Here is a 23,816-nt window from a genome sequence, read left to right as displayed (position 1 = left end):
AGATCCCCCTTAGTTCGTAGAGTGGACAATCGCCTGGAATGCATCCTCAAGGCCGCCACTTTGAATTTCGATATCTTTCATCTCAAAACGCTGTTCGATCAACGTTATAATCAACCGGTCGGTATCCCGGCTATGAAGCTTCACGCGTCTTCCGTTCCATTCCACGTCGATAACTCCCGGCAGCGCCTGCAGCTGGTCGTTCGTTACGGAAGCACCCGCCGTAAAGGAAATGACGCGGCCCGTTGTTTCGGCTTTGATCTGGCTTGGCGAGCCGTCCGCCACGACCTTGCCCTGATTAATAACGACGATGCGGTCTGCGAGGCTATCCGCTTCTTCCAGGTAGTGCGTCGTCAGAACAACCGTGCGGCCTTTGTCCGCCATCGAACGGATCGTATCCCAGAACATTTGGCGGGAAGTGACGTCCATGCCTACCGTTGGCTCGTCGAGGAAAATAATTTCGGGATCGCCCGCCGCAGCAAGCGCGAAGCCTAGACGGCGCTGTTGTCCGCCGGAGAGGGAGGCGGCCATTTTATCCTTTTCCTTCTCCAGGCCGGAGATCCGGAGCAGCTCCTGCAAGGAGAGCGGATTGCTGTAGTAATTGCGGAACAGCTCAATGGTCTCCGCTACCTTCAAGTTATCGATGACGCTGACATCCTGAAGCATCGCGCCTATCCGGTTGCGAACCTTGATGTCCTTCGGGCTTCCGCCCAGCAGCTTGATCGTTCCGGAGGTTGGCTGCTTCAGCCCCAGTATCATGGAGATCGTTGTTGTTTTGCCGGCGCCGTTTGGCCCAAGCAACGCGATCACCGTGCCCTTTTCCACCTTCAGCGATAATTGGTCTACCGCTTTTTTCCCTTGGTAGATCTTCGAGACCCGATCCAATTCGATTGCGTAACTCATTGTCTGCTTCACTCCCGCTATCTATGATTTGTTGTGCTGTTTATTCTCTCAAGTTGTTGTCTTCCTTGTATACATATCTTACCTTTTCGAGCAGCTGACTCCCACGCATGAACGTAATCTCTTTGGGATGACAAATGTCATATCATCGGCATGATAAGTTACAATAGGACAAACAGGCATTTCTTAAAGGAGTTTACCGACATGATTGATTCCATCTTCGAAACCCATTTACAGGTGACGGATTTAGACCGTTCCATCAAGTTCTATAAGAAGCTGGGGCTAACCCTTGCGCTGCATAAGCCCGAGCGGAGGTCTGCTTTTTTCTATGTAGGAGAACGCAGAGACCTGCTTGCGTTAAAGGAGCTGCCCAAAGGACAAAAGCTGCAGCCGCGTCATTTCGCTTTTGGCGTTCAGCTTGATCAGCTGCTTACGGCTTCGGACTGGCTGGTCGAACGGGGAATCCACCCGCTTCCGGGCTTTGGCAAACAAGAGGCTCCACCGGAGCCTTTCGTCCACGCGTGGATGCCGGCTGCAAGCGTCTATTTCAACGACCATGACGGCAATGAGCTCGAGTTCATGGCTTGGCTGGACGATGAGCCGCAGAATCTTAACCATGTTCCTTACTTAAGCGAGTGGAATGAAATCAAGACGAAAAAATAAGACCTCTAGGGGTCTTATTTTTCTGTTTTATATCGCGTGAGGGTCAGTTGAATAGATCCCGCTGCACGAAATGCAGGATATGGACTGTGAGAGAGGGCGTCTGGTGAATTATGCTGTACAGAATACAGTATATTAGATGGATTATGGCTGAATGGGGCGGTTTAGCTGCCCATATCCTGCACTTCGTGCAGGATATTTCTATGTATAAGGCTTAATTAGGGGAATATACTGCAATTCGTGCAATGACGTCATTCGGCCACTACCTGCTCTACCGGTTCCCGTCCCATTCCTCGTAGAACCGTTCTACGAATTGCTCCATGTAGAGGTGACGTTCTTCGGCTATCTTTCTGGCAGCATCCGTATTAACCAGGTCTTTGAGCTTCAGAAGCTTCTCGTGAAAATGATTGATCGCCGTACTCTTCCCGTTCCGGTACTCCTCCGCGGTCATCTCGCCGCGGGGCGGAGTAGCCGGATCATGGATCGGCGTGCCCTTCCAGCCCGCGTATACAAAAGCTCTCGCGATCGAGATAGCTCCAATGGCGTCAAGCCGGTCGGCATCCTGCACAACCTTCCCTTCCAGGGTGCGCATCGGGGGATTTTTCCCTCCGTTGTAGGACATGTTCGAGATAATATCCATCACGTGCGCGCGATGTTCTTCTTCCGGCAGATTGGCTTCCAGCCACGCTTCAACCTTCTGCAGTCCCGCTTCCTTCGAAGGATTCAGCTTCTCGTCCGCCACATCATGCAACAGCGCCGCAATCGTGCAGACGAACGGATCCGCCCCTTCTTCGCGGGCGATCCGCTTCGCCATCTGCACGACCCGGTGAATATGCCACCAGTCGTGGCCGCTTGTATCGTTCTCCAGTACGGAACGGCTGAACTTTTCCGCTTCGCGGATCATCTTCTCTTTATCGTCATGTGTGATTGTCATGGTTGTTTCACCTCAAGCGTTTAATAGATGTACGTTTTTCTTTATGTAGTTGTAACCGGAGAGCGTAATTTTATTGGCCGTATTCATGCGTCTCGCGTCTCCTCCTTGCCTTTTTGGAAGGCTTGAGCTGCATTTCTATCATTGGCAACCCTGCATAGCTTAACGAACAGAACCCCGATTACGATAAAAAGTACGGTAACCCCAAACGTAAATGCGCCCGTATGACTTGTAGCCGTATACCACAGCGGCGTCGAGCCCGGATTCCATGCATCGCTGGTGAATCGGTCATATCCGCCGTCAATGAACATCATCGCCCAGATCAGATAAATCTTCGCCATGGCGTAACCGGCGATACAGCCAACAAATCCGCCTAAATAGTAGTAAGGATTAACCTTCTCCAATGCTCCGCCAAACAGACCGTCATTCATATCCTCTGCAGCTCCCTTCTTAAAGGTCCGGGTTCCATTTGTCATTTTCTACCGATAATGTTAATCGAGAACCATCACTAGCCGCAAGCTAAAGCTGACAAAATAAAACTCCGCCTCTAAGGACGGAGTTCATCTTCCATAAGTTACAGCACCTTCTCATAACAGAGGCTGGATTCGCAATCCGTATACTCGCCGAAGCGGTCGATCTCGTAATAGCCTTTGCTTGCGTAAAAACGAAGGGCCTCCGGCTGCGGCGCTCCCGCTTCCAGCCGCATAATCCGGCGGTTCATCGCGATTGCCCGATCCTCCAGAGCGGATAAAACGGCGCCAGCAATCCCCTGTCTCCGGCAGCTCGGGTCTACATAGAAGCGCTTCAGCTCAACGGTCGACTCGTCCAGCGGACGAATAGCGCCGCAGCCGACCGGCGTTCCATGGATATACGCGACCATAAAGATCATGTTCTTCACCTTCGGATCCGAGAAATCCACCGCAAACACTTCGTCCGGATTGGAATAGCGCTCTGCCAAATCCTCGTCCAGCTTCCGGATTAATTCATGCAAATCTTTGTTGTCATGGGCAACCTGGACAATCTCTCTATTCATTGTCAGCTCCTCTTTCCCGGCATCCCAGCCTATACGTTATATTTTCTAACATTATAGCTTGCTAGACTCGAAGGAACAACTAAAAACAGGAGTCCCGCAAGAGACCCCTGTACAAAACCATGCTTACTTTTTGCCGTTCAAATTAAGCGTAGGCGTCTGGTCGAAGAAGTTCCACGGCTTCAGCATCGTATACACCCATTCCGTCGGCATAATCGGCCATTCCTCTGCGCGCGCCACATGGGTGGTGCCCGTTGTCATCCAGACCACGTTGTCCGTATTGACGATTGATTCATTATCCGAGGTAAACAATCCAAGCCCCGTATCCGACTTCGCCCGGTTCGGGTATTTGCCCTCCGGATAACGCTCATTCTCGTGATAGCGCGTAACCCAAAGCTGCTTATCCATAAAGTTAACGCGGTTGAACAGCCATTCGTCCTTGCTGAAGTTGGCTCCTTTGGCAATCGGATGCGTGCCTCCGGCATACGGGATAATTTGATAGGAGACCGGATTACCTACCTTGTTCTCTTTATTCGTGTTTGTGATTAGGCGAATAGTCGAAGCATCGAACTTTTGAGCTGCCTCCTGCTCCGTCCCCACAATACGCGTATCGGTCTGCATCGTGCTCTCGCGCGGACCGCCGGCCGTATTGTCCGCCACGACGGGATTAATCTCCATCAGGGAATTTTGCTCGCCGTCCACGTCCATATCGAGACGGAAGTTATAAATATGCTGATGCGTTGTACCTACGATGTTATGGTCAATCAGCGTGCCGTATTTCGTATCGCCGGCAGCGGTCTCGTCATGCATAGTGCTGGACTCTACGCCTTTTACGGCTTCAATGCCGGTAGCGCCCGCGTTAATGCCGATCGTGCCGTTTTGCGCGAATACCCAGTCGAAAATATAATCGTAATTACCTACCGTGCTGATCCAGCGGACAACAAGCTCGCGTCTTTCCGCGCTGACATTGTCCTGTCCCATCTCCTGATGCTTGTATTCCGGACCCGCGTAGCGCTCGAAGATCGCCATCGCGTTTGGAATGTTCATCGCAGCGCCCGTGTAGTCGGCGATCGTCGCATCAAGCAGCACCGCGTTGTCCGGCACATCCTTGCCGCGGGCAAGCGAGGAGGTCAAAGTCCCCATGCCATATTCGCCCGAATCGAGATAAGCCTTGAAGTACCAGCCTACATCCGGATCGCCATAAGGAACGATCATGCCGCCAAGCGAGCCTTCGTACATGATTTTGCGCTTTTTGCCTTGATCGTTATAAGTGACCGTCGACAGAATCGGACCTACGCGGGAGTCCAGGCGAAGGTGGAAGTCCCAATTCTGCCAATGAATCGTATTGCCGGTAATCGTGTAGTTCTTGCCTTCCGGCTCCGTAATTTCAAGCGGCTTCGAAGGCGTTGCGGCTGTCATATTGCTGCCGTCGTACGGGGTTGCCTTCATCGGAATCGGCACGACGCCGGCATCCTCAATCTTAATCACCTTTTTCTGTTCGAGATCGACCACCGCGACCAGATTCTCGATCGGATGCGCCCAGTAGTTGCCGTCTCCCGTGTTCAAATAAGCGACTACCTTAAGCAGCCTCTTGTCCTGCTGCAGCTCGTCCTTGCCGTCGAAATAACCAACCGTCAGCGGCGTGGATACGACTTACTTCACATCGTTAATGCCGCGTTTCTTCAGTGCAGCCGCATATTCCTCGCTTTCCTCAATAGCAGTCTGAACCGTACCGAAGTCATCGAGCAGCACCATGCCATGCGCGCCTTCGACCGGCTGCCATGCGGTCACTTTTTTGGTTGCCAGATCAACCGTCCCCTCAATGACATGCTTGCCGTCCAGAATAACGACCGCAGCCGAGCGGTGAGCCGATACATCCGTGCCGTCAAGCGCAAACTTCCACACCTGCTCCTTTGGGGGAGCCTTGAGCGTAATTTCGGTAAAGCGGTAGTTGTCCCCGAATTTCCCTTCCGCCTTCAAAATATTAACCGTCTCCGCAATCTCGGCGGAAGTAAGCGGGTTTAGCGGGTTAGCCTTTTTCTCTACCTGGAACGTCTGGTCCAGACCAGATTGGAATACTTCGCTAATAAAATGATGGGATACGTACGCCAGGCTTTTCTTCATAATGACCGGGGCTTCCATCTCCAGGCGTTGGCCGTTCACCAAGGCGATATTCGAATTCGGTTTTACCTTGACCAGCGTGCTGTTCTTTGTAATTGTAATGGTTCCCGCGAAGCTGTCCCATTTCACCTCAGCCCCAAACTCCTCCAAGGTTGTGCGAAGCGGAACAAAATCCTCCGAGCCTCCATGCGCTTCAGCTGTTGGTGCAGATAGCGGAGCGACTACCCCGCTGCCAAGCGCAACCGTTAAAGCCGTGCCTAGTACCGCCGATTTTTTAGCAAGCGAACCCTTTAATTTCTTCATCTTTGTGTGCCTCCCCATTCTCTTGCGTCTTTCCTTGACGTTAATTTACCTGACATAATAGAGCGAGGAATTGTAAAAAACGGAACTATCTCAAAAATTGTGTTAGAAAATATAACTTAAACTCATTGACGAAAGAACAATGCCTTTGTTATTGTTGTACGCATATTAAGGTTGCGAGAGATTAAGGTTGCGGGAGGAACGAACACAGATGATGGAGGAACTCGTTAGCGGCATCCAGTACGGTTTTGAATGGGAAACGACGGGTTATATCGAACGAAAAATCCATTATAGCGGCCAGCCCGTTATCTATTATCAGTTCAAGACGGATGCGTCCGGGCGGATGATCCATGTCGTGCCGGACGGCTGTGTCGACCTTCTCTTCTGCTGCCATCCCGGAAAACCTTCCGCCAGGGTTTGCGGCACCGTGCTGCAGGGAAAAGCGCTTTATTTCGAGTCTGATACGACCTATTTCGGGGTTCGTCTGTCCGCGAGGCTAAGCCTTCTGCTGCCTAATCTGCCGTTGAAGGAAGTCATCGAGATCCAGGTCCCATTCAAGGATTCTTTATCTAAATACAAAAATACAGGCGCTATTATTGCGGAGCTTCAAGGTTTCTCCGAGCGGATAACAGGCTTTGAAAAGCTATGTATGCCCATTCTGTCCGGCGATGTCCGTTCGATCCGGATGATTGATTACTGCCTGACCTCCATGCAGCGATCAAACGGCAGCGTTACGATCCGCGAGCTGGCAGAGGATACCGGCTACTCCGAACGTTATATCCGCACGAAATTCGAGCAGTCCCTCGGCATCTCCCCCAAGCTGTACAATCGGATTATCCGTTTCCAGCGTTCGCTCGGCAGCATCGTAAGAGGCGCATCCTCCTTGACGGATGTCGCGATGGAAGGCGGTTATTTTGACCAATCCCATTTCATGAAGGAATTTAAATCTTTCAGCCAGCACACTCCCATTCAGCTTCGGAAGCACCCGAAACCTTCCTCATCCTTCCTCTAGTAAATTCGACACAAATCTACAATTGTTCATCCCAATTCCAGAATAATCCGATATAATATTCATAGCTTTACACTTCTCTCAAGAGAGGAGACCGTCTATGAATATGGATATTCTCTCGCGCAATAACGTAAAAGTGCTAGGCCACGGTAAACAGGCTATCGTATTCGCCCACGGCTTTGGCTGTGACCAGAATATGTGGCGGCATATGGTCCCCCTTTTCGAACAGGACTACCGGATTGTTCTATTCGATTACGTCGGCTCCGGAGCATCCCAAATCAAAGATTACAGCCCAGACAAATACAACAGCTTAAACGGCTATGCCGAAGATGTGCTTGATGTGATGGATACGCTTCGTTTGGAGGATGCCATATTCGTTGGCCACTCCGTCAGCGGTATGATTGGCATGCTTGCTTCGATCCGGGAAAAGAAATATTTTCGGCAGATTGTTATGCTTGGCGCTTCCCCTCGGTACGTCAACGATCTCCCAAGCTATTACGGAGGCTTTGACCGCAGCGAGATTGACGAGCTGCTGCAGATGATGCAGATGAATTTTATCGGCTGGGCAAGCTACCTCGCCCCTATCGTCATGCAGAATCAGGAGCGCCAGGAGCTGTCGACAGAGCTGGAGAAAAGCTTCTGCTCCAGAGATCCGCATATCGCCAGGCAGTTCGCGGAAGTGACCTTCTTGTCCGATTGCCGGCCGGAGCTGGCCTCCGCTTCAATCCCGACGCTTATTTTGCAATGCACGGATGACAGCATCTCGCCTCCGGAGGTCGGAGAGTACATGCATACGCAGCTGAAGAACAGCACGTTAAGGCATATGAAAGCAACAGGCCATTATCCGCATCTCAGTCATCCGGAGGAGACAACGCAGTATATCAAGGATTATTTGGCTATCTCTTGAAAGAAAGGCAGTATTTGAATGGATACCCTGTTAAATGAAGCTCCCTGCGGTTATTTCGCGATTACCGACAAGGGGCTAATTCAATCGGTCAATCAGACACTGTTAACGATGCTGGGTTACGACCGTGAGGAATTGCTGGAACGGCATATCGAGTCCACGATGTCGGTGGCGAATAAAATGTTTTTCCATACGTACTTCTACCCCTACATTCAGCTTTACGGCCAGGTGGACGAGATGTATTTCTCGTTTCGGACGAAGGACGGCAAGGATCTTCCCGTTCTTCTGAACGGCATCAAGAGGAACCGGGACGGCAACGCCGTGATCGACTGCGTGGCACTTGAGATGCGGAAACGGATTGAGCATGAGAAGGATATCATGAAAACCAAGCAGCAGCTGGAGGTCTTGTATCAGCAGACGAATGAAGCGAATCACAGGCTGGAGCTGCTGCATGCCCAATACGAGAAAAAGCAGCAAGAGCTAATGGAGCTCAATGAACGGCTCGAGGCCCTGGCGTCGACAGACCCGTTAACCGGATTAAAGAACCGGCGGTATTTCCAAGAGCAGCTGCAAAAGTATACGGAGCTGTCAGAGCAGACGGAAGCCGCGTTCTCGCTTTGTATCGCAGATATCGACCGATTCAAAAGCATCAACGATACGTATGGCCATCCTGTCGGCGACCTTGTTCTTACACGGCTGGCCCAGCTGCTGCAGGAGCAGTCGCCGGCTGAGGCGGTCGTCGCCCGGTTCGGCGGAGAAGAGTTTGTCATTCTGCTGCCGGGACTGGATCAGGAGCAGGCACTTGCTGCCGCGGAGCGGTACCGTGCGGCCACGGAGACGACTCCGCTTGGCGATCTGCGTATTACCATCAGCATCGGCGCAGCAACCTTTTCTGCCGCGGACACCGAGCTTTCCCTGCTCCAGCAGGCCGATCAAGCGCTCTATCTCTCGAAAAACAACGGGCGCAATCAGGTTACGCATTACCGCGATTAATGATAGAGGCAGTCCATACCGGTGGTATGGATTGCCTCTATCATTTACCCAGCCTCTGCATCCGCACGCTTTTGGGCGATATGCACCCAGTATCCGCCCAAAACGGGTCGCCTTAACGATGCGCAGCATCGTTAAGGCGGCTAACGAGCTGCTTTTTCACAGCCTTAACGATACGCCGTATCGTTAAGCAGTGCGTGGATTCACACTTTCGACCACATCCGCCCAAAACGGGCTGTCTTTACGATGTGCGACATCGTTAAGGCGGCTAACTAGCTGCTTTTTCACGGCCTTAACGATACGCCGTATCGTTAAGCAGTGCGTGGATTCACACTTTCGACCACATCCGCCCAATACGGGCTGTCTTAACGATGCGCGGCATCGTTAAGGCGGCTAACGAGTTGCTTTTTCATAACCTTAACGATGCGCCGCATCGTTAAGCCGCGTGCGTATGCACAGTTTCGGCTACTTCCGCCCATTGCGGGCAGTCTTAACGATGTGCGACATCGTTAAGGCGGCTAACTAGCTGCTTTTTCACGGCCTTAACGATACGCCGTATCGTTAAGCAGTGCGTGGATGCACACTTTCGACCACATCCACCCAAAACGGGCATCCTTAACGATGCGCGGCATCGTTAAGGCGGCTAACGAGCTGATTTTTCACGGCCTTAACGATACGCCGTATCGTTAAGCAGTGCGTGGCTGCACACTTTCGACCACGTCCGCCCAATACGGCCCGACTTTACGATGCGCGGCATCGTTAAGGCGGCTAACTAGCTGCTTTTTCACGGCCTTAACGATACGCCGTATCGTTAAGCAATGCGTGGATGCACACTTTCGACCACGTCCGCCCAATACGGCCCGACTTTACGATGCGCGGCATCGTTAAGGCGGCTAACTAGCTGCTTTTTCACGGCCTTAACGATACGCCGTATCGTTAAGCTACCCTAGGCAGCATCAACGATGGCCCGGCCTCTCGTTAACCCCATTATTTTTAAACAATAAACCATAACCGAACACAGCCGCGAAGAGTAAAGCAACGGAAACGAGAAGAATATAAGCTGCCCGGTACTCAACAAACTCTCTGCGAAATACAACAAGCTCCAAACACGCAATCATGCTTAGACCAACATTCTCGCGATTGTACTTCGTTAATTTATAGCGGAATATCCGATAGATAAGCAAAATAAAGATAAAGCCCAGAATAACGCTTCCTAAATAGATCATGCCAACTCCCCCTCCCCCAATACGCTCAATTCCCATTTATACCCAAATAGTACCATGCCACAAAAACTTAATCTACCCGCAGCCATCTTCTGCTTTACATTAAGAAATTTACGAGTAAGATTGTTAAGACAGTCAAATCTTCATGCTCGAAAGGAACCGTCATTATGTCATCCACTCATACGCTTCAATCGCCAGCAGCACCGGCGGACAAAGCATCTCTTTCCAAGGGACTGCTGCTTCTGATGGCTTTTACCGCCGGTATGACCGTCGCGAATTTGTATTACAACCAGCCGCTCCTCGCGGATATCGGCCGATCCTTTGGCGTAGCTCCCGATGAAGTTGGCTTTGTGTCCACCTGCACCCAGATCGGCTACGCCTTGGGCATGTTCCTGTTTGTGCCGCTGGGCGACATCAAGGAACGCAAGGGACTTATTACCGTTCTGCTCTCATTGGTTTGTCTTTCCCTGATTGGCGTAGCCACCGCGCAAAATCTCGCCTGGATGTTTATCGCAAGCTTTGCCGTTGGCCTGACAACCGTTGTGCCGCAAATCCTCATCCCGCTTGCCGCCACACTCGCGGCTCCCGGCGAGCAAGGCAAAGCCGTCGGCACCGTAACAAGCGGTCTGCTGCTGGGCATCCTGCTTACCCGGACCGTGTCCGGCTTAATCGGCGGAACCTGGGGCTGGCGCTTTATGTACGCCGTAGCCGCTGCAGCCATGCTAGCTTTGCTGCTTCTGCTCCGCATCAAGCTTCCCGTAGCCCGCGCCACCGCCGAACTGCGTTATACCGAGCTGCTGCTATCCATGGGAAGGCTCGTGAAAAAGTACTCCACACTGCGGGAGTCCGCATTGATTGGAGCTGCCAACTTCGCCGCCTTCAGTATTTTCTGGACGGCATTATCCTTCTACGTTGAAGGCGAGCCTTATCATTACAGCAGCCAGATCGCCGGCCTGTTCGGCTTAATCGGAGCGGCCGGAGCATTAGGCGCTCCCTTCGTTGGCAGACTTGCCGATCGCATCCCGACCAAGTGGATGATTGGCGCGTTAATCGCGCTTAATATCATCGCGTATCTGTTCTTCGGGCTGCTCGGCGGCATGTTATGGGCGCTTATCGCAGGCGTTATTTTGCTCGATCTGGGCGTGCAAGGCACTCAGGTTGCCAATCAGACCCGCATCTACGCTCTCGAGCCACCGGCACGCAGTCGTCTGAATACGGTACAAATGGTCACCACCTTCCTTGGCGGTGCGATTGGATCGTCCGTAGGCAGCTTTGCCTGGCATGAATGGGGCTGGAGCGGCGTTTCGTTCGCCGGCGGAATGGTAGGACTTCTCAGCTTTTCCGTATGGCTGATCCACCGTTTAAAAAAGTAAAGCACAAGAAAAAACGCTGTAAAGCTGGTCTACCGCCAGTTTTACAGCGTTTTTCCCTTCGCAAGAACTACATCCGCTGGGCCGCTCTTTTCCCTGCCCGCTTGTAGCTTGCGGCAACCGGACTGGAACAGATGCGTCCCGCATATTGATCAAAAACCTCCGCAAGCGCATCATGCTGGAATTGCAGCTTGGCGCGTTTATAGCCCTCGCGGACCAGTCTTTCGCGCAGCGGCGTATCGCTTGCCAGCTTTACGACGGCATCCGTAATGGCCATAACGGACTCCGGCTCCACAAGAAGACCCGTTTTCCCGTCGAGCACCGCTTCCGAAGCTCCGCCGGAGCGCCCGGCAATAACCGGCACGCGGGCGGAAGCTGCTTCCAGATAGACGATGCCGAATCCTTCAGCGTCACCCTTTTCAAGCTGCCGGCTTACCATAATGAATTGATTGGCCAGATTATAATAATCGTTCAGCCGCTCCGTGCCGCTTACTCCCCCCACGAACCGAACCTTGCTCAACACGCCAACCGTTCCGGCCAATTGCTCCAGTCTGTCCCGCTCCGGCCCTTCTCCTACAATGACGTAAACGGCACCCGGAATATGGCGCAAAATCGCAGGCATCGCTTCGATCACCTTATCATGTCCTTTCCGGGTAACAAGCCGCCCTACCGACAACAGCACATATTTCCCTACCAACCCATGCTCCCGCCTTAACTTCTCGTTAACCGCCTTTGGCTCGAACAGGCTTTCAACGCCGGGATGAACAATTCCGATTCTGTCCGGCTCTACTCCGTACTCCTCGACCAGGCGGCGGGTAAACTCGCTGTTCACCATCACGCCATCCGCCTTGCGCAGAATAAGCTTCACCACCTGATTAAGGCCGAAATAACGACGGAACATCAGCATATCCATGCCATGAGCCGAGATGATATAGCTGCGCCGGCCAAACACCCGAAATAGCAATCCGATAAAGCCGATTAACACATAGCCGTACACCGTGACATCCGGCTCTTCGCTGCGCAGCGTTTTTTTGACCTGCCGGAACAGCCGTCCCCAACTGAACACATCGGCACGCTCCCCACGCATAAACGCTCCTCTTATGGTCCGGTACGGCTGATCTTCGTCAAAGGAAGCACAATCCGGATATTCCGGCGCGATAACGGTCATCTCATGCTTTGTATGCTTGGACAGATTGTAATAGTAGTTCTGCATCCCTCCGACACCCGGCGGAAAAACCCCCGCGACCAGCACGATCTTCCTACGTTTCATATACCTTCTCCCCTCGCGTCAGATAGCATACAACCCGAATAACCGCCCAGAACAGCACCTCCGCCATAATGTTCCAAAGCCGGGCAATAACCGAAATCTGGAGCGCCGTCTCCGTCCCAAGCTTCATGGAGAGGAAATAGACCAGGAAGCCCTCCCTTACGCCAAGCCCGCCGGGCAGCGGACTTACAAGCCCGAGAAGCCAGGAAGTCGCAAACGTTCCCGCAGCGTAAAACAAACCTACCTTACCTTTGTCAAAGCTGTTGGTTAATAGCCAAAAAGCGATACCCATGACAAAGTGGCTGGCCAGAAAGCATGCCAAATAAGCAAAAAACTGATTCCGCGTCAGGCTGACCTCCGAGCCGGCCATCTGCGCGCTGCCAAACGACTTGGTCATTTTTCCGATCATCTTCTGAAGGAATTTCCACTTTGAAGCTTTGACGAACAAGCTTTTGACCGTTACCGTCAGCGGGCTGTAGAACAAATAAATAAGAGCAAACACGATAACCAGCAAAAGCCCCACCCAGACCGGGACAATATGCAGGCTGACAATCAGCATCATGGCGTAGACCAGCGCCGCCGCAACGAGCAGAATATTCTCGTATACGATAGCTGCGACTTGGGCATCCAGCGGTACACCGGCTTTGGTCGCCATGACAATCCTTCCGGCAACGTTCCAGAAGCCTCCGGGAATATACTTGCCGAACTGGGTTTCAATAAAAATACGGAGACCGCCTAACATCGAGAGTCCCGAACTGCCGCTTAAGCGGCCGGTATCGGATAAGGAGGCATTGACGATTAACACCCAAATACCGGCTTGAAGCATCAGAAAGATCGAGAATAAGAGCAAGGACAAGTAAAACCGGTCGTTCGCATGTACCAGGAAGGAAGTAAGATCCTCCAGCTTAAGCGGGATGTTGCGAACGATAAATACGACGATGATGGCCAAGACAGCGACCTTGAGCACCGTTGGCGCCAGCTTGCGGTACAGCGGCAACCGGCAACACCTCCTGACTATAGTTAAGCCATCTTCTCATTATAGGAATGTTCTGTTATCCGTGATTTATCTAGAATGCCGAATTTGGTAAAATCCCATACCTTTTCCATTTAAAAATGGATAAACAAAAAGCCGGCTGCCGAAGCACCCAGCCTTGATAAGCTGCCTTTTCCGCTGCCGTTATCCCAATACCCTAAGCTGTTTTTTAAACCCTTGATTATCGCCGGAATAGCCCAGCGCGCGTAGAACTGATGAGCCTTTTCCCGGTAACCGCTGGACACAAAAATGATGTAGCTGCACACCCGCTCCTCTGCGAATTGCTCGAGCCGCTTCATCAGCATTTTTCCGGCGCCTTGTCCTCTGTAATCGGGATTCACCACAACATTCTCCACGACCAGGAAAGGATGGCAGCTCCCGACGAGATCATAACATTCGATCCCCATTGCCGTTCCAATCACCTTATCGCCGTCGCAAGCCACCGCGAGAAAATAATGCGGATCCTCCGTCACTTTTGCCAGCTGCCTGCCCATCGCTTCTATATTAGAAGGAACCTCCATCAGCACCTCGAACAGCTCGGCCAGATCCTGAAGATCCCGTAGTCCCGCTTCCCGTATTTCAATCGTTGTCATATCGAGCACCCTCCACTCTTTCATTACCGTAAATTATTGTATCATTCCGTTAGGCCAAGGCCAAAAGCCGGATAATAAAAAAACCGCCGCCTTGGAGGCCAGCGGTTAATGCTATCCTTGGAGCTAATCGGCTGCACGCCAGTTGATCATTCTCGAAATAAAGGCAAACGACACAACGATAAAACCAATCAGAATGAACATGTCTACGGTTACTTCATGCGTCCAGCCTTTCGTCAGCATCTCCCGGAGCGCGGAAGCGGAATAGGTGGTCGGAAAAATAACCCCGATATACCGCAGAACCGGCGGCAGCTGGCTGGCTTCCATCATAACCGGCGACAGGAACCCGACAAACATCATCAGCCCCTGCACAAGCATATTCGTCATCTGGTGGTCCGGAGACCAGAACCCGATTCCCGCCCCAACGCCGACCATGCTTAATACGGCCAGAAGAAAGATCGGAATAAGCCCCCACTCGTAATGAAGCCTGATGCCATAAGCAAACTGTCCGATAAACGCCATGATGATAACCGAAGGCATTGCCGTCATCAATCCTCGCACCAGCTGAGTGACGACAAAGACGGCTTTGGAGATCGGAAGAGAAGAGTAGAAGGTAAAATACCCGGCATGCTTCTGCCAGGAGATCTCCTGCCCGAGCGCGTTAAAGCCCATCATAATAATGGCGAATACGATATTGCCGACGATGACATTCACCATGATCTCCCCGGAGGAGATTCCGTACATAAACTTCATGAACAACAGCGTCGTAAGCGGAAAGATCGTCGCCATAATAAAGATCCATATCCATTGCTCCCGCACGATAGCAACCTGGATTCGCAATAGGATATACAGCTCGGTCCACATTCGTCCTTTGACAAAAGCAAGAGCGTTAGCCAATGAAGCTCCCCACCTTTTCCTCACGGATAGCATACCCTGCAGCCTTCTCCTTCTGACTGTCAATATAGAGATAGACATCCTCCAGATTGGGAGGAAGCATGGCGTATTCGTCAATAGGCAGATCGTTCGCATGAACCATCCAGTCCAGCATCGTACCCGCCCGGTTCTTATCGATCAGAAGCCGCAGCCGGTTCTCGGCAGTCTGCTGGATATCTCCCCACTCCTCCAGCCGTTTCATCAGATTCCCCGCTTCGCCTTCCACTGCCGTCAGCTCCAGCTTCAGCCTGCCGTCCACCTTTTGTTTCAGGTGAGGAACGCTATCGATCTCCAGAAGTCTTCCGTAGTTGATAAAAGCAACCCGGTCTACCACTCTCTCCGCTTCCAGCACGTTATGGGTGACGAGAAGAATGGTAGCCCCTTGGCGGTTCCGCTCCACGATAATATCCCATACCAGCCGCCGGTTCAGAGGATCAAGCTCGTTAGTCGGCTCATCCAGCACAAGCACGCGGGAATCGCCAATAATGGTTGTTCCGATTCCGACCATCCGCTTCTGTCCGCCGGACAGCTTCTTGATTGGCCGGCCCGCGAACTCCGCCATGCCGAACCGCTCCAGCAGCTCCATCGTCTGCTTTTCGGCCTCCTTCTTGGCCATGCCTCGAAGGATCCCGGTGAAGAGCAACGCCTCTCTGGCCGTCAGCGCGCCAAGGGCATGCGGCTCCTGCGCGTAATAACCGAACTGCGAGGCCACCTTCTTCGCCTGCTTGAGTACGTTAACGCCTGCGTACCGGACTTCGCCGGAGGTTGGAGCCAGCAGTCCAACGATCTGCTTGATTAACGTGCTTTTGCCCGCTCCGTTAGGCCCAAGCAGTCCGAGAATCTCGCCTTCCCGGATGGAAAAGCTGATATCGATGTTTGCTTGCTTTTTCCCCTTCTTATACACCTTGTTGACCTGGTCAATCTCGATTAGCTCCATCGGCAATCCACCTCTTGTTTCCAAGATTATTGGTTTGTTACAGGTGCAAACAGCTGCAATCCAACCCGGCGCATCCCATCCCATACGGGTGAAGAAGGATCATCGGTATTCACCAGTCCCACGCCTTGAATAAAACAAAAGTACCCCCACGCGACTTCATGCGCATCGTAGGACTGTAGCTGGCCGGCCGCTTGGCCTTCCGCTATAACCGTGGTAAGCCCAACCGTATAATCATTGGCGAACCGGTACATCGCTTCCGCTTCCTCCGGGAACCGTTGGTGCTGCCCCAGCACGTATTGCACCAGCCGCAGAAAGGACGAATTGCTGGCCGCAATCCGGATATGCACGTCAATCATGGACTTGATCCTGTCCAGAGGCGTTCCCTCCCCTTGCATGAACGCAAGAAATGGCTGGCGGAACCGCTCGAGCGGCTCCAGCACGGCGCATCGGAACAGCTCCTCCTTGCTTTCGAAGTAAAGCAGAATCGTTGCCGCGCTTATCCCCAAGCTCTTGGCCAGCAGTGCAAATGTAGTACTGGAGAAGCCATTCTCGGGAAAAGCAGTAACGGCTGCCTGTAAGATAAGCTCCCTTTTCTCTTGTCTGGCTTGCTCATTGACAGTCCTTGCCATGCTCGAGAGATCTCCTTTCGAATTAAATATATGAACGTTTATTTATATAATAAACATCATTCCTTAAATTGTAAATACACCCCATTAAGAATTCGTGAAATTTGTTACTCTCTTTTATCCTTGCCTTCTTGGATTCTAGAAAAAAAGTTCCCGGATCCCCTCGTTTACTAGATATGTAAATCAAAAAAATACTATTTTTTATTCTATTATTCTTTGACGTACTTAGCTGTTTTTCTATTATTTAAAGCTTCAGCAGTTAATAATTTCCGCCTAAAATAAGTTATTCTCGCTTATCTCTCCTTTAATAGCAATATTCCAGATTAAGGAATGTAATCTCGTGTCGAAAAAATGGATATTACTAGAAAATTTCAAGTTGACGCTGTCGCCTGCTGTCATTTATAGTTATTTAGAACTAGTCGGGTGTCGAACCTATCAGGGACTTTATTCCTAAAATTTGACACATTCAGAAAGACTATAAGAATAGGAAGGAAGTGAGTCTATGTTGGCTCGATCATCGGCCTTTACAAGAATTGCCCTATTGCTTCTTGTATTCGGCGTCATGCTCGCAGTCACGCATCCAACTGCCACCAAAGCAGCGGTAAATGTGGTTGACATTAAGAGTAATGCGATGGATTTCACCAATTACACCAAGCTTTCCGGCAATGATGGAAAGCAAGATGCTGTCTACAAATACACCAACGTATTTACAAAAGACGGCAACACTATTGACGCTAAACTGACAATCAAGGGTGTTAGCAACGCCTCTTTGAGCAATAATGTACTTGATAATAATGTCAGCGGCCTCAATAATCGTTTTAATCCATGGGTGACAACAAGTCAAAACTATGGATATCTGACCTTCCACTTAGATTTTATTGACCAGGCAACCGGTAATCCGGTTTCCATTAAAAACTTCTTTGTGACGGTTATCGATATTGACGGAAGCGGTTCAACTTCCAAAGAATACGTCGAATTGTCCGGCTTTGCGAGTTATTCTGTGAATAAAAACACACAGCTAACGATTTCCACCTTGACGAATGGCAGAACCAGATTCGAAGGAAGAGGATCTTCTTTGAACGGAACTTCATTTGAAGATACCGCCTCTGTTATTGTCAACTATACTTCTCCAATCAACGGACTTGATCTCGTCGTAGGGAATACGAGCGCAATGAGCGATCGACAATTCTCGATTAACTTCGGCGCTCCTGGAGGTACATTCAGCGATCCGAAGCAGGTAGACAACAGCGCTTCCCCAACCATCAACGTTTCTATTGACGACGGTGGAGACGGCAAACTGACCGCAGGACAAGATAATCTTAAACTGGTTAATATCTCCGGATCCACCAATGCGGGCGCTGGACAGCCTGTCACCCTTACGGTGAAGGATTCCTCGGGCACGGAACGAAATTATGCGGCAACCGTTGGGTCCGACGGGAAATATGCCACACAGCTTGACTTCTCTGCTCTAAAATACGGAATAGTAACCGTATCGGCAGACACGGTCAGCTCCGACGGCAATCCGGCCAAGACGGCAACGGATACAACGGATAAAGTGAATTCTGCTCCTACCGCTGCGGATGCATCCTTCTCAGGCGACGAAGATACAAGCTTTAACAAATCCCTGAGCGATAAAGGCAGCGATATCGACGGTGAGGCAATTACCTTCTCCAAAGTAACAGGACCATCAAATGGTACCTTGATTTTAAACTCGGACGGCTCTTTTACATACTCGCCTAACGCGAATTACAACGGTCCCGACAGCTTCACATACAGAGTAAATGATGGATTCCTGAACTCTAATACAGCTACGGTTGATCTTACGGTAAATGCTATAAATGACGCACCAGTCGCTTATGATTCCAGCATAAGCACCCTGGAAAGCACCCCTGTTAATGGCTCTGTCACCGGGTCAGATGTAGATAGTGAATTTATATCCTATTGGCCTGAGCAAGATGCGACTAATGGGCATGTTGATTTACAACTTGATGGTTCATACACCTACACACCTAACAATGGTTTCGTTGGAACGGACAGCTTTACGTTTACTGCCAACGACGGCGACTTGGGCTCTAACACGGCAACTGTCACTATTACCGTTACAGCAGTTCCCAACGCTGCTCCTGTAGCGCAAGATGATAGTAAATCTACAGATGAAGATACTCCGGTTAACGGTGCATTAACTGCAACTGACGGGAACAATGACATTGTAACCTATTCGCTTGTCACAGCGCCGGTTAACGGTACGGTCGTACTGAATGCAGACGGTACTTACACGTATACGCCGAACCAAGACTACAACGGTTCCGACAGCTTTACCTTTAAGGCGAATGACGGCAAAGCGGACTCCAACGTGGCAACCGTTACTCTGACGATTAACGCCGTTAACGATGCACCTACCGCAAACCATTCGAGCAAAACAACCGATGAGAACCAGCAGGTAAGCGGAGTGGTGACGGGACAGGATATCGATAGCAGCACATTGACTTATGTGCTTGATACGGCGCCTGTTAACGGTACGATCGTACTGAATGCAGACGGTACTTACACCTATACTCCGAACCATAATTACTCTGGCTCGGATAGCTTCACCTTCAAAGCTAACGATGGCAAGCTTGATTCCTTGCCTGCTACCGTAAGCATCACGATTAATGAAGTAAATGAAGCTCCTGTTGCCCAAAACGATACTGTGCAGACTGAGGAAGATAAACCTCTTACCAGCAGCGTTCATGCAACAGACGGCGACGGCGATACGCTTCACTATTCGGTAGTCAACCAGCCTGCTCATGGCGATTTGACTCTGAATCCGGACGGAACGTTCACCTATATGCCAGATCCTAATTACAATGGACCGGACAGCTTTACGTTTAAGGCGAATGACGGCTCGGAAGACTCGAATACGGCATCCGTGAACATCACGGTAACGCCGGTCAACGATGCGCCAACGGCAAACGCCGGAACGAAAACAACGGCCGAAGATACTCCTGTTAACGGATCGGTATCGGGAAGCGACGTGGAAGAAAGCCCGCTGACTTACGCGATTGTAACCCCGCCGCAGCATGGCACGGTTGATTTGAAGCCGGACGGCACTTATACGTATACGCCAGATCCGAACTTTAACGGCGAGGACAGCTTTACGTTTAAAGCTAACGACGGCACGGATGACTCTGCTCCTGCTAAAGTGGACATCACCGTTACTCCGGTCAACGATGCACCGGCTTCGGAGAACAGCTCCGTCAGCACGGCAGAGGACACGGCGGTCAACGATAAGGTAAAAGCAAGCGACGTAGACGGCGATACTTTGACCTACACGCTTGTGAATGAACCGGAACACGGAACCGTTAATCTGAAGCCGGACGGTACCTTTACTTACACGCCAGACCCGGATTACAACGGCCCGGACAGCTTCACGTTTAAGGTAAATGACGGACAGTTGGAATCCGCGGAAGCTACTGTCAGCATTACCGTAACTCCTGTAAACGACGCGCCGACGGCAAATGCAGGAACCAACACAACGGTTGAAGATCAGCCGGTAACCGGTACAGTAACCGGCAACGACGTAGACGGTACAACGCCTACCTACGTTCTTGTAAAGGAGCCTGAGCACGGTACGGTTATTCTGAATCCGAACGGCACTTACACGTATACGCCGGATCCTAATTACAATGGACCGGACAGCTTCACCTTTAAAGCAACCGACGGAACGGCCGATTCCGCGCCGGCGACTGTAGAGATTACGGTTACTGCCGTGAATGACGCACCAACGGCATCGGATGATTCCAAAGCTGTTGAATCCGGCTCCAGCGTAACGGGCAGCTTTAAGGCGAGCGATGTAGACGGCGATACTCTTACCTTCACGGTTGTAACTCCGCCAGCGCATGGTACGGTTGTTATCAACAACGACGGTACTTACACGTATACGCCAGCCGCAGGTTACGGCAGCACGGACAGCTTCACTTTTAAAGCCAATGACGGACAATTTGACTCCAATACGGCTACCATCGCTTTAACCGTTCGTCTGCTTGACGGCTGGGTTGGCGACCGTTCTGTTACGGATACATCCGAATGGACCGTAGCGCCTAACAAACCGCTCAAAATCTCGGCTATTACGGAAGTAACCGCAACGGCAGTTACGGCAACCTTTGATTTCGACGGTCCGGATAACGGAACGGACAACGATTCGGTTACGCTGACATTGGCTAACGGCGATACTTACCAGACAGACGGATTCAAGAAATGGGAAAACGTGCAATACCGTCTTCCTTCCGAAGTAACGAGCGGGGCTCATTCGGTAACCTTCACCTCTTCGAAGGGTAACGAGGTTTTACCGGCTGAAGCAGCTTCCAGGCTTCTAAACAATGATTTTACCGTGATCCGCACCGTTTCCGTTGACGGAACGGTTAAAGATCGCAACACCCAAGCTCCGATTGAAGGAGCAAAGGTAACCCTGTATGATCCGACAGGAACCAATAAAGTGGCTAATATAACTACGGATGCTTCCGGTTACTACAAATTCCCGAATGTCCGTACCGAGCATTACCTGATTGTCGTAGAGAAGCAAGGCTACGCAACACGCAATCAAGTGATTAATGCCTTGCCGGGCTTGGCGGCTGAAACAACAATTCATCAAAACTTCGAGCTTGTGAAATACATCTTGAAGCTTAGCGCTAACCCTAGCTCCATCGTAGGTGACGGCCATACGGTTTCGAAACTGACGGCTATTCTGACTGACATTGACGGCAAACCGCTCAAGGATGTCAGCATCACCTTCTCCGCATCGCTCGGAACCTTCCTTGGCGGTTCCCCAACCGCGGTGACGGATGCAGCGGGCAAAGCCACGATAGATTACCAATCGTCCAAGATCGAAGGTATTTTATCGCAAAGCGTTCCGGTAACGGCTACGGCCAATGACGTAGAACGCAGCATTTACGCGCAAGAGCAGATTATCATTACCTTCGAGCCTGCTTCCGTAACGGGCGTTGTAGCAACAACGGATAACGGAACGCGTACGATTGTTGCAGGCGCAGTCGTTAAAATCACGAAAGACTTTGACGGCGACGGCATTATCGATTTCGCGGCCGAAGCCATTACCGACGCTGATGGCAAGTATAGCATCGCCGTTCCGCGCGGTGACGAAAGCTACGATATCGAAGTCATCAAGACCGTTCAAATAGGCGGCCAGACCAAAGAGGTTTCCTTCAAGCAAACCGTTGAAGTTGGCGCGGTAAGCGGTAATCCCGGCGAGGTTTTTGAATCTACGAAGACCATTACCGGCCTCCTTACGCAAAAGCTTCCAACCGGTCAAAATGACGTGCTTCAACAGGATTTCATGAACCAGGTAACCGTGAAGCTGATTGGTCCGGCACCGGATCATAAAGAATACACGGCACCTTTGAACGGCGGCGTATTTAATATTCCTGGCCTTGAACGGAATACGGAGTATCAGATTGCAATCATCTTCAAGGTTCCGGATGCGGAACACGGCGGCTTCAAAGACATCATCATTAACGCATTAGACAACAACGGCACGCTTCCGACAATCAAGCTGGCAGCCGATGGCGAAATGAACATTCTTAACGAGCTCATTGACCCGTATGGCGACATTACCGACATCAACACCCATGCTGCGATTGACGGAGCAACCGTAAAGCTGTATTACGCAAACACGCCGCGCAATATTACAAACGGCAATACGCCTGGCACGGAAGTTAAGCTGCCTGCAATCGCAGGCTTTGCTCCAAGCGACAACGCGAACCCGCAGACAAGCAAAGACGGCGGTAAATACGCGTACATGGTTTATCCGACAACCGATTACTACATCGTTGCAACGGCTCCAGGCTATATCGCTTATACGAGCCCAACGATCCCTGTCGAGTTTGCGATTGTCCGCCATGACATTCAGATGTCCAAAGCGTCTGTTGCTCCTGTCGGCAAGCCAAACGTCGTTGTTAACGTATCCGTAGACAAGGACAGACAGGAAGAAGGAACTGCAGGCAAGATTAAAGTGGAGTACCTGAACAACGGTACGAAGCAAGCTACCGGCGCAACCGTGACGTTGACCCTTCCTGAGGGCACAACGGTAACCAATGCCGACGGCGGCAAGGTAGAAGGCAATAAAGTGACTTGGAATGTGGGAGACTTGAACATCGGAGATAAAGGCGTACGCAATGTTGAAGTGAAGTATCCTTCCATTAAGGAAACAGAACTTCTTGTTACGATCTCCGCGGAAGGCAAAGCGAGCCAAGAGCTTCTCAATCCTGAAGCGGCAAAGGCATCCGTGAAAGTATTGCTGTTCAAGACCGGAGACGAGATTGTGAAGCATCAACGCTACATCCTCGGCTTCCCTGACGGCAAATTCAAACCAAGCCAGAAGCTGACCCGCGCGGAGCTTGCGGCCATAATCGCACGCCTCCTGAACGGCGGCTCGACAACGCTGAAAGCCGAATTCAAGGATGTGCCTTCTACCCAATGGGCTAGCGGCTATATCCGGATCGTAACGGACAGCGGTATCTTTAAAGGCTTTGCGGACGGCACCTTCCGTCCGAACCAGCCTGTAACCCGCGAAGAATTGGCTATGGTTATGGTACGTTACCTGAAGCTGGAGACGTCTATGCCAATCACTCCGCAATTCGGAGACAGCGACGGACGCTGGTCCTCCTCGGCAATCGAGGCATTGTTCCGCAACGGCCTGACAACGGGTTATCCGAACGGTACGTTCCAACCGGGCAAAGACATCGTACGTCTTGAAGCCGTAACGCTGATCAACCGCCTTCTGTACAGAGGCCCGCTGACTGACGTGGAACCATCCTTCCCGGATGTTGCGAAGAGCAACTGGGCGTTTGGTCAAGTCGAAGAAGCAACAAGAAGCCACGAAGCTAAGCGCACTTCTGATGGCAACGAGCATTTCGTTAAAGCAATCGACGACAATGTGAAGTAATCGTTAAGGCCGGCAATCCTTGAGGGACTGCCGGCCTTTATTTACGGAACCGCTCAAA

19 protein-coding genes are annotated in these 23,816 nt (G+C 51.3%); 6 read left to right on the top strand and 13 right to left on the bottom strand.

From position 1 onward, the window contains the following. Positions 1–9: 9 nt before the first annotated feature. Positions 10–900, bottom strand: coding sequence for an ABC transporter ATP-binding protein (locus ACR9FF_RS03795; RefSeq protein ID WP_116394006.1), 891 nt, complete (start codon positions 898–900; stop codon positions 10–12). Positions 901–1,101: 201 nt separating this feature from the next. On the opposite strand from ACR9FF_RS03795, the gene ACR9FF_RS03790 reads away from it, so the two are divergent. After that, complete coding sequence (locus ACR9FF_RS03790) at positions 1,102–1,560, top strand: VOC family protein (protein WP_127496614.1); 459 nt, start codon at positions 1,102–1,104, stop codon at positions 1,558–1,560. A 268-nt stretch (positions 1,561–1,828) separates the two neighbouring features. On the opposite strand, the gene ACR9FF_RS03785 is transcribed toward ACR9FF_RS03790, so the two are convergent. The 5 genes from ACR9FF_RS03785 to ACR9FF_RS03765 all read right to left on the bottom strand — a co-directional run bounded on the left by ACR9FF_RS03785 (position 1,829) and on the right by ACR9FF_RS03765 (position 5,942). Next, positions 1,829–2,491: an HD domain-containing protein gene (locus ACR9FF_RS03785; RefSeq protein ID WP_435169125.1), complete on the bottom strand. Its 663-nt coding sequence runs from the start codon at positions 2,489–2,491 to the stop codon at positions 1,829–1,831. A gap of 83 nt (positions 2,492–2,574) precedes the next feature. Next, a complete protein-coding gene (locus ACR9FF_RS03780) occupies positions 2,575–2,919 on the bottom strand; it encodes a hypothetical protein (protein ID WP_435169123.1) in 345 nt (114 codons plus the stop codon). Between the two features lie 143 nt (positions 2,920–3,062). Further along, positions 3,063–3,521, bottom strand: coding sequence for a GNAT family N-acetyltransferase (locus ACR9FF_RS03775; RefSeq protein WP_435169121.1), 459 nt, complete (start codon positions 3,519–3,521; stop codon positions 3,063–3,065). A 123-nt stretch (positions 3,522–3,644) separates the two neighbouring features. After that, on the bottom strand, positions 3,645–5,156 hold the full coding sequence (locus ACR9FF_RS03770; RefSeq protein WP_435172027.1) for a hypothetical protein: 1,512 nt from the start codon (positions 5,154–5,156) through the stop codon (positions 3,645–3,647). Between the two features lie 15 nt (positions 5,157–5,171). Further along, positions 5,172–5,942 (bottom strand): stalk domain-containing protein, encoded by a 771-nt coding sequence (locus ACR9FF_RS03765; RefSeq protein ID WP_435169119.1) that lies wholly within the window; start codon positions 5,940–5,942, stop codon positions 5,172–5,174. A 208-nt stretch (positions 5,943–6,150) separates the two neighbouring features. On the opposite strand from ACR9FF_RS03765, the gene ACR9FF_RS03760 reads away from it, so the two are divergent. From ACR9FF_RS03760 to ACR9FF_RS03750, 3 genes are all read left to right on the top strand, one after another. Beyond that, a complete protein-coding gene (locus ACR9FF_RS03760) occupies positions 6,151–6,951 on the top strand; it encodes a helix-turn-helix transcriptional regulator (protein ID WP_435169117.1) in 801 nt (266 codons plus the stop codon). A 97-nt stretch (positions 6,952–7,048) separates the two neighbouring features. Next, entirely contained in the window at positions 7,049–7,855 is an 807-nt protein-coding gene (locus ACR9FF_RS03755) for an alpha/beta fold hydrolase (RefSeq protein ID WP_435169115.1), read from the top strand. Between the two features lie 18 nt (positions 7,856–7,873). Next, entirely contained in the window at positions 7,874–8,845 is a 972-nt protein-coding gene (locus ACR9FF_RS03750) for a diguanylate cyclase (protein WP_435169114.1), read from the top strand. Between the two features lie 953 nt (positions 8,846–9,798). Here ACR9FF_RS03750 and ACR9FF_RS03745 read toward each other — a convergent pair. Further along, positions 9,799–10,068, bottom strand: coding sequence for a hypothetical protein (locus tag ACR9FF_RS03745; RefSeq protein WP_201006653.1), 270 nt, complete (start codon positions 10,066–10,068; stop codon positions 9,799–9,801). A 164-nt stretch (positions 10,069–10,232) separates the two neighbouring features. Here ACR9FF_RS03745 and ACR9FF_RS03740 point away from each other — a divergent pair, with 164 nt between their 5' ends. Next, complete coding sequence (locus ACR9FF_RS03740) at positions 10,233–11,438, top strand: MFS transporter (protein WP_127496605.1); 1,206 nt, start codon at positions 10,233–10,235, stop codon at positions 11,436–11,438. Positions 11,439–11,505: 67 nt separating this feature from the next. On the opposite strand, the gene ACR9FF_RS03735 is transcribed toward ACR9FF_RS03740, so the two are convergent. The 6 genes from ACR9FF_RS03735 to ACR9FF_RS03710 all read right to left on the bottom strand — a co-directional run bounded on the left by ACR9FF_RS03735 (position 11,506) and on the right by ACR9FF_RS03710 (position 16,824). Then, complete coding sequence (locus ACR9FF_RS03735; RefSeq protein ID WP_435169111.1) at positions 11,506–12,705, bottom strand: glycosyltransferase family 4 protein; 1,200 nt, start codon at positions 12,703–12,705, stop codon at positions 11,506–11,508. Next, complete coding sequence (locus ACR9FF_RS03730; protein ID WP_435169109.1) at positions 12,695–13,699, bottom strand: lysylphosphatidylglycerol synthase domain-containing protein; 1,005 nt, start codon at positions 13,697–13,699, stop codon at positions 12,695–12,697. The genes ACR9FF_RS03735 and ACR9FF_RS03730 overlap by 11 nt, the downstream gene beginning before the upstream one ends. Before the next feature lie 110 nt (positions 13,700–13,809). Beyond that, positions 13,810–14,328 (bottom strand): GNAT family N-acetyltransferase, encoded by a 519-nt coding sequence (locus ACR9FF_RS03725; protein WP_435169107.1) that lies wholly within the window; start codon positions 14,326–14,328, stop codon positions 13,810–13,812. Positions 14,329–14,451: 123 nt separating this feature from the next. Then, positions 14,452–15,222, bottom strand: coding sequence for an ABC transporter permease (locus tag ACR9FF_RS03720; protein WP_127496601.1), 771 nt, complete (start codon positions 15,220–15,222; stop codon positions 14,452–14,454). Continuing rightward, positions 15,215–16,195: an ABC transporter ATP-binding protein gene (locus ACR9FF_RS03715; RefSeq protein ID WP_435169105.1), complete on the bottom strand. Its 981-nt coding sequence runs from the start codon at positions 16,193–16,195 to the stop codon at positions 15,215–15,217. The genes ACR9FF_RS03720 and ACR9FF_RS03715 overlap by 8 nt, the downstream gene beginning before the upstream one ends. A gap of 26 nt (positions 16,196–16,221) precedes the next feature. Continuing rightward, positions 16,222–16,824, bottom strand: a complete 603-nt coding sequence (locus ACR9FF_RS03710) for a TetR/AcrR family transcriptional regulator (protein WP_435169103.1) — start codon at positions 16,822–16,824, stop codon at positions 16,222–16,224. Positions 16,825–17,323: 499 nt separating this feature from the next. Here ACR9FF_RS03710 and ACR9FF_RS03705 point away from each other — a divergent pair, with 499 nt between their 5' ends. Then, entirely contained in the window at positions 17,324–23,758 is a 6,435-nt protein-coding gene (locus ACR9FF_RS03705) for an Ig-like domain-containing protein (protein WP_435169101.1), read from the top strand. The last annotated feature ends 58 nt before the right edge of the window (positions 23,759–23,816 follow it).

This window comes from Paenibacillus glycanilyticus (genome assembly GCF_051200795.1).
GTDB classification, from domain to species: domain Bacteria; phylum Bacillota; class Bacilli; order Paenibacillales; family Paenibacillaceae; genus Pristimantibacillus; species Pristimantibacillus glycanilyticus.
This window is presented reverse-complemented; position numbering and strand designations above follow the sequence as displayed.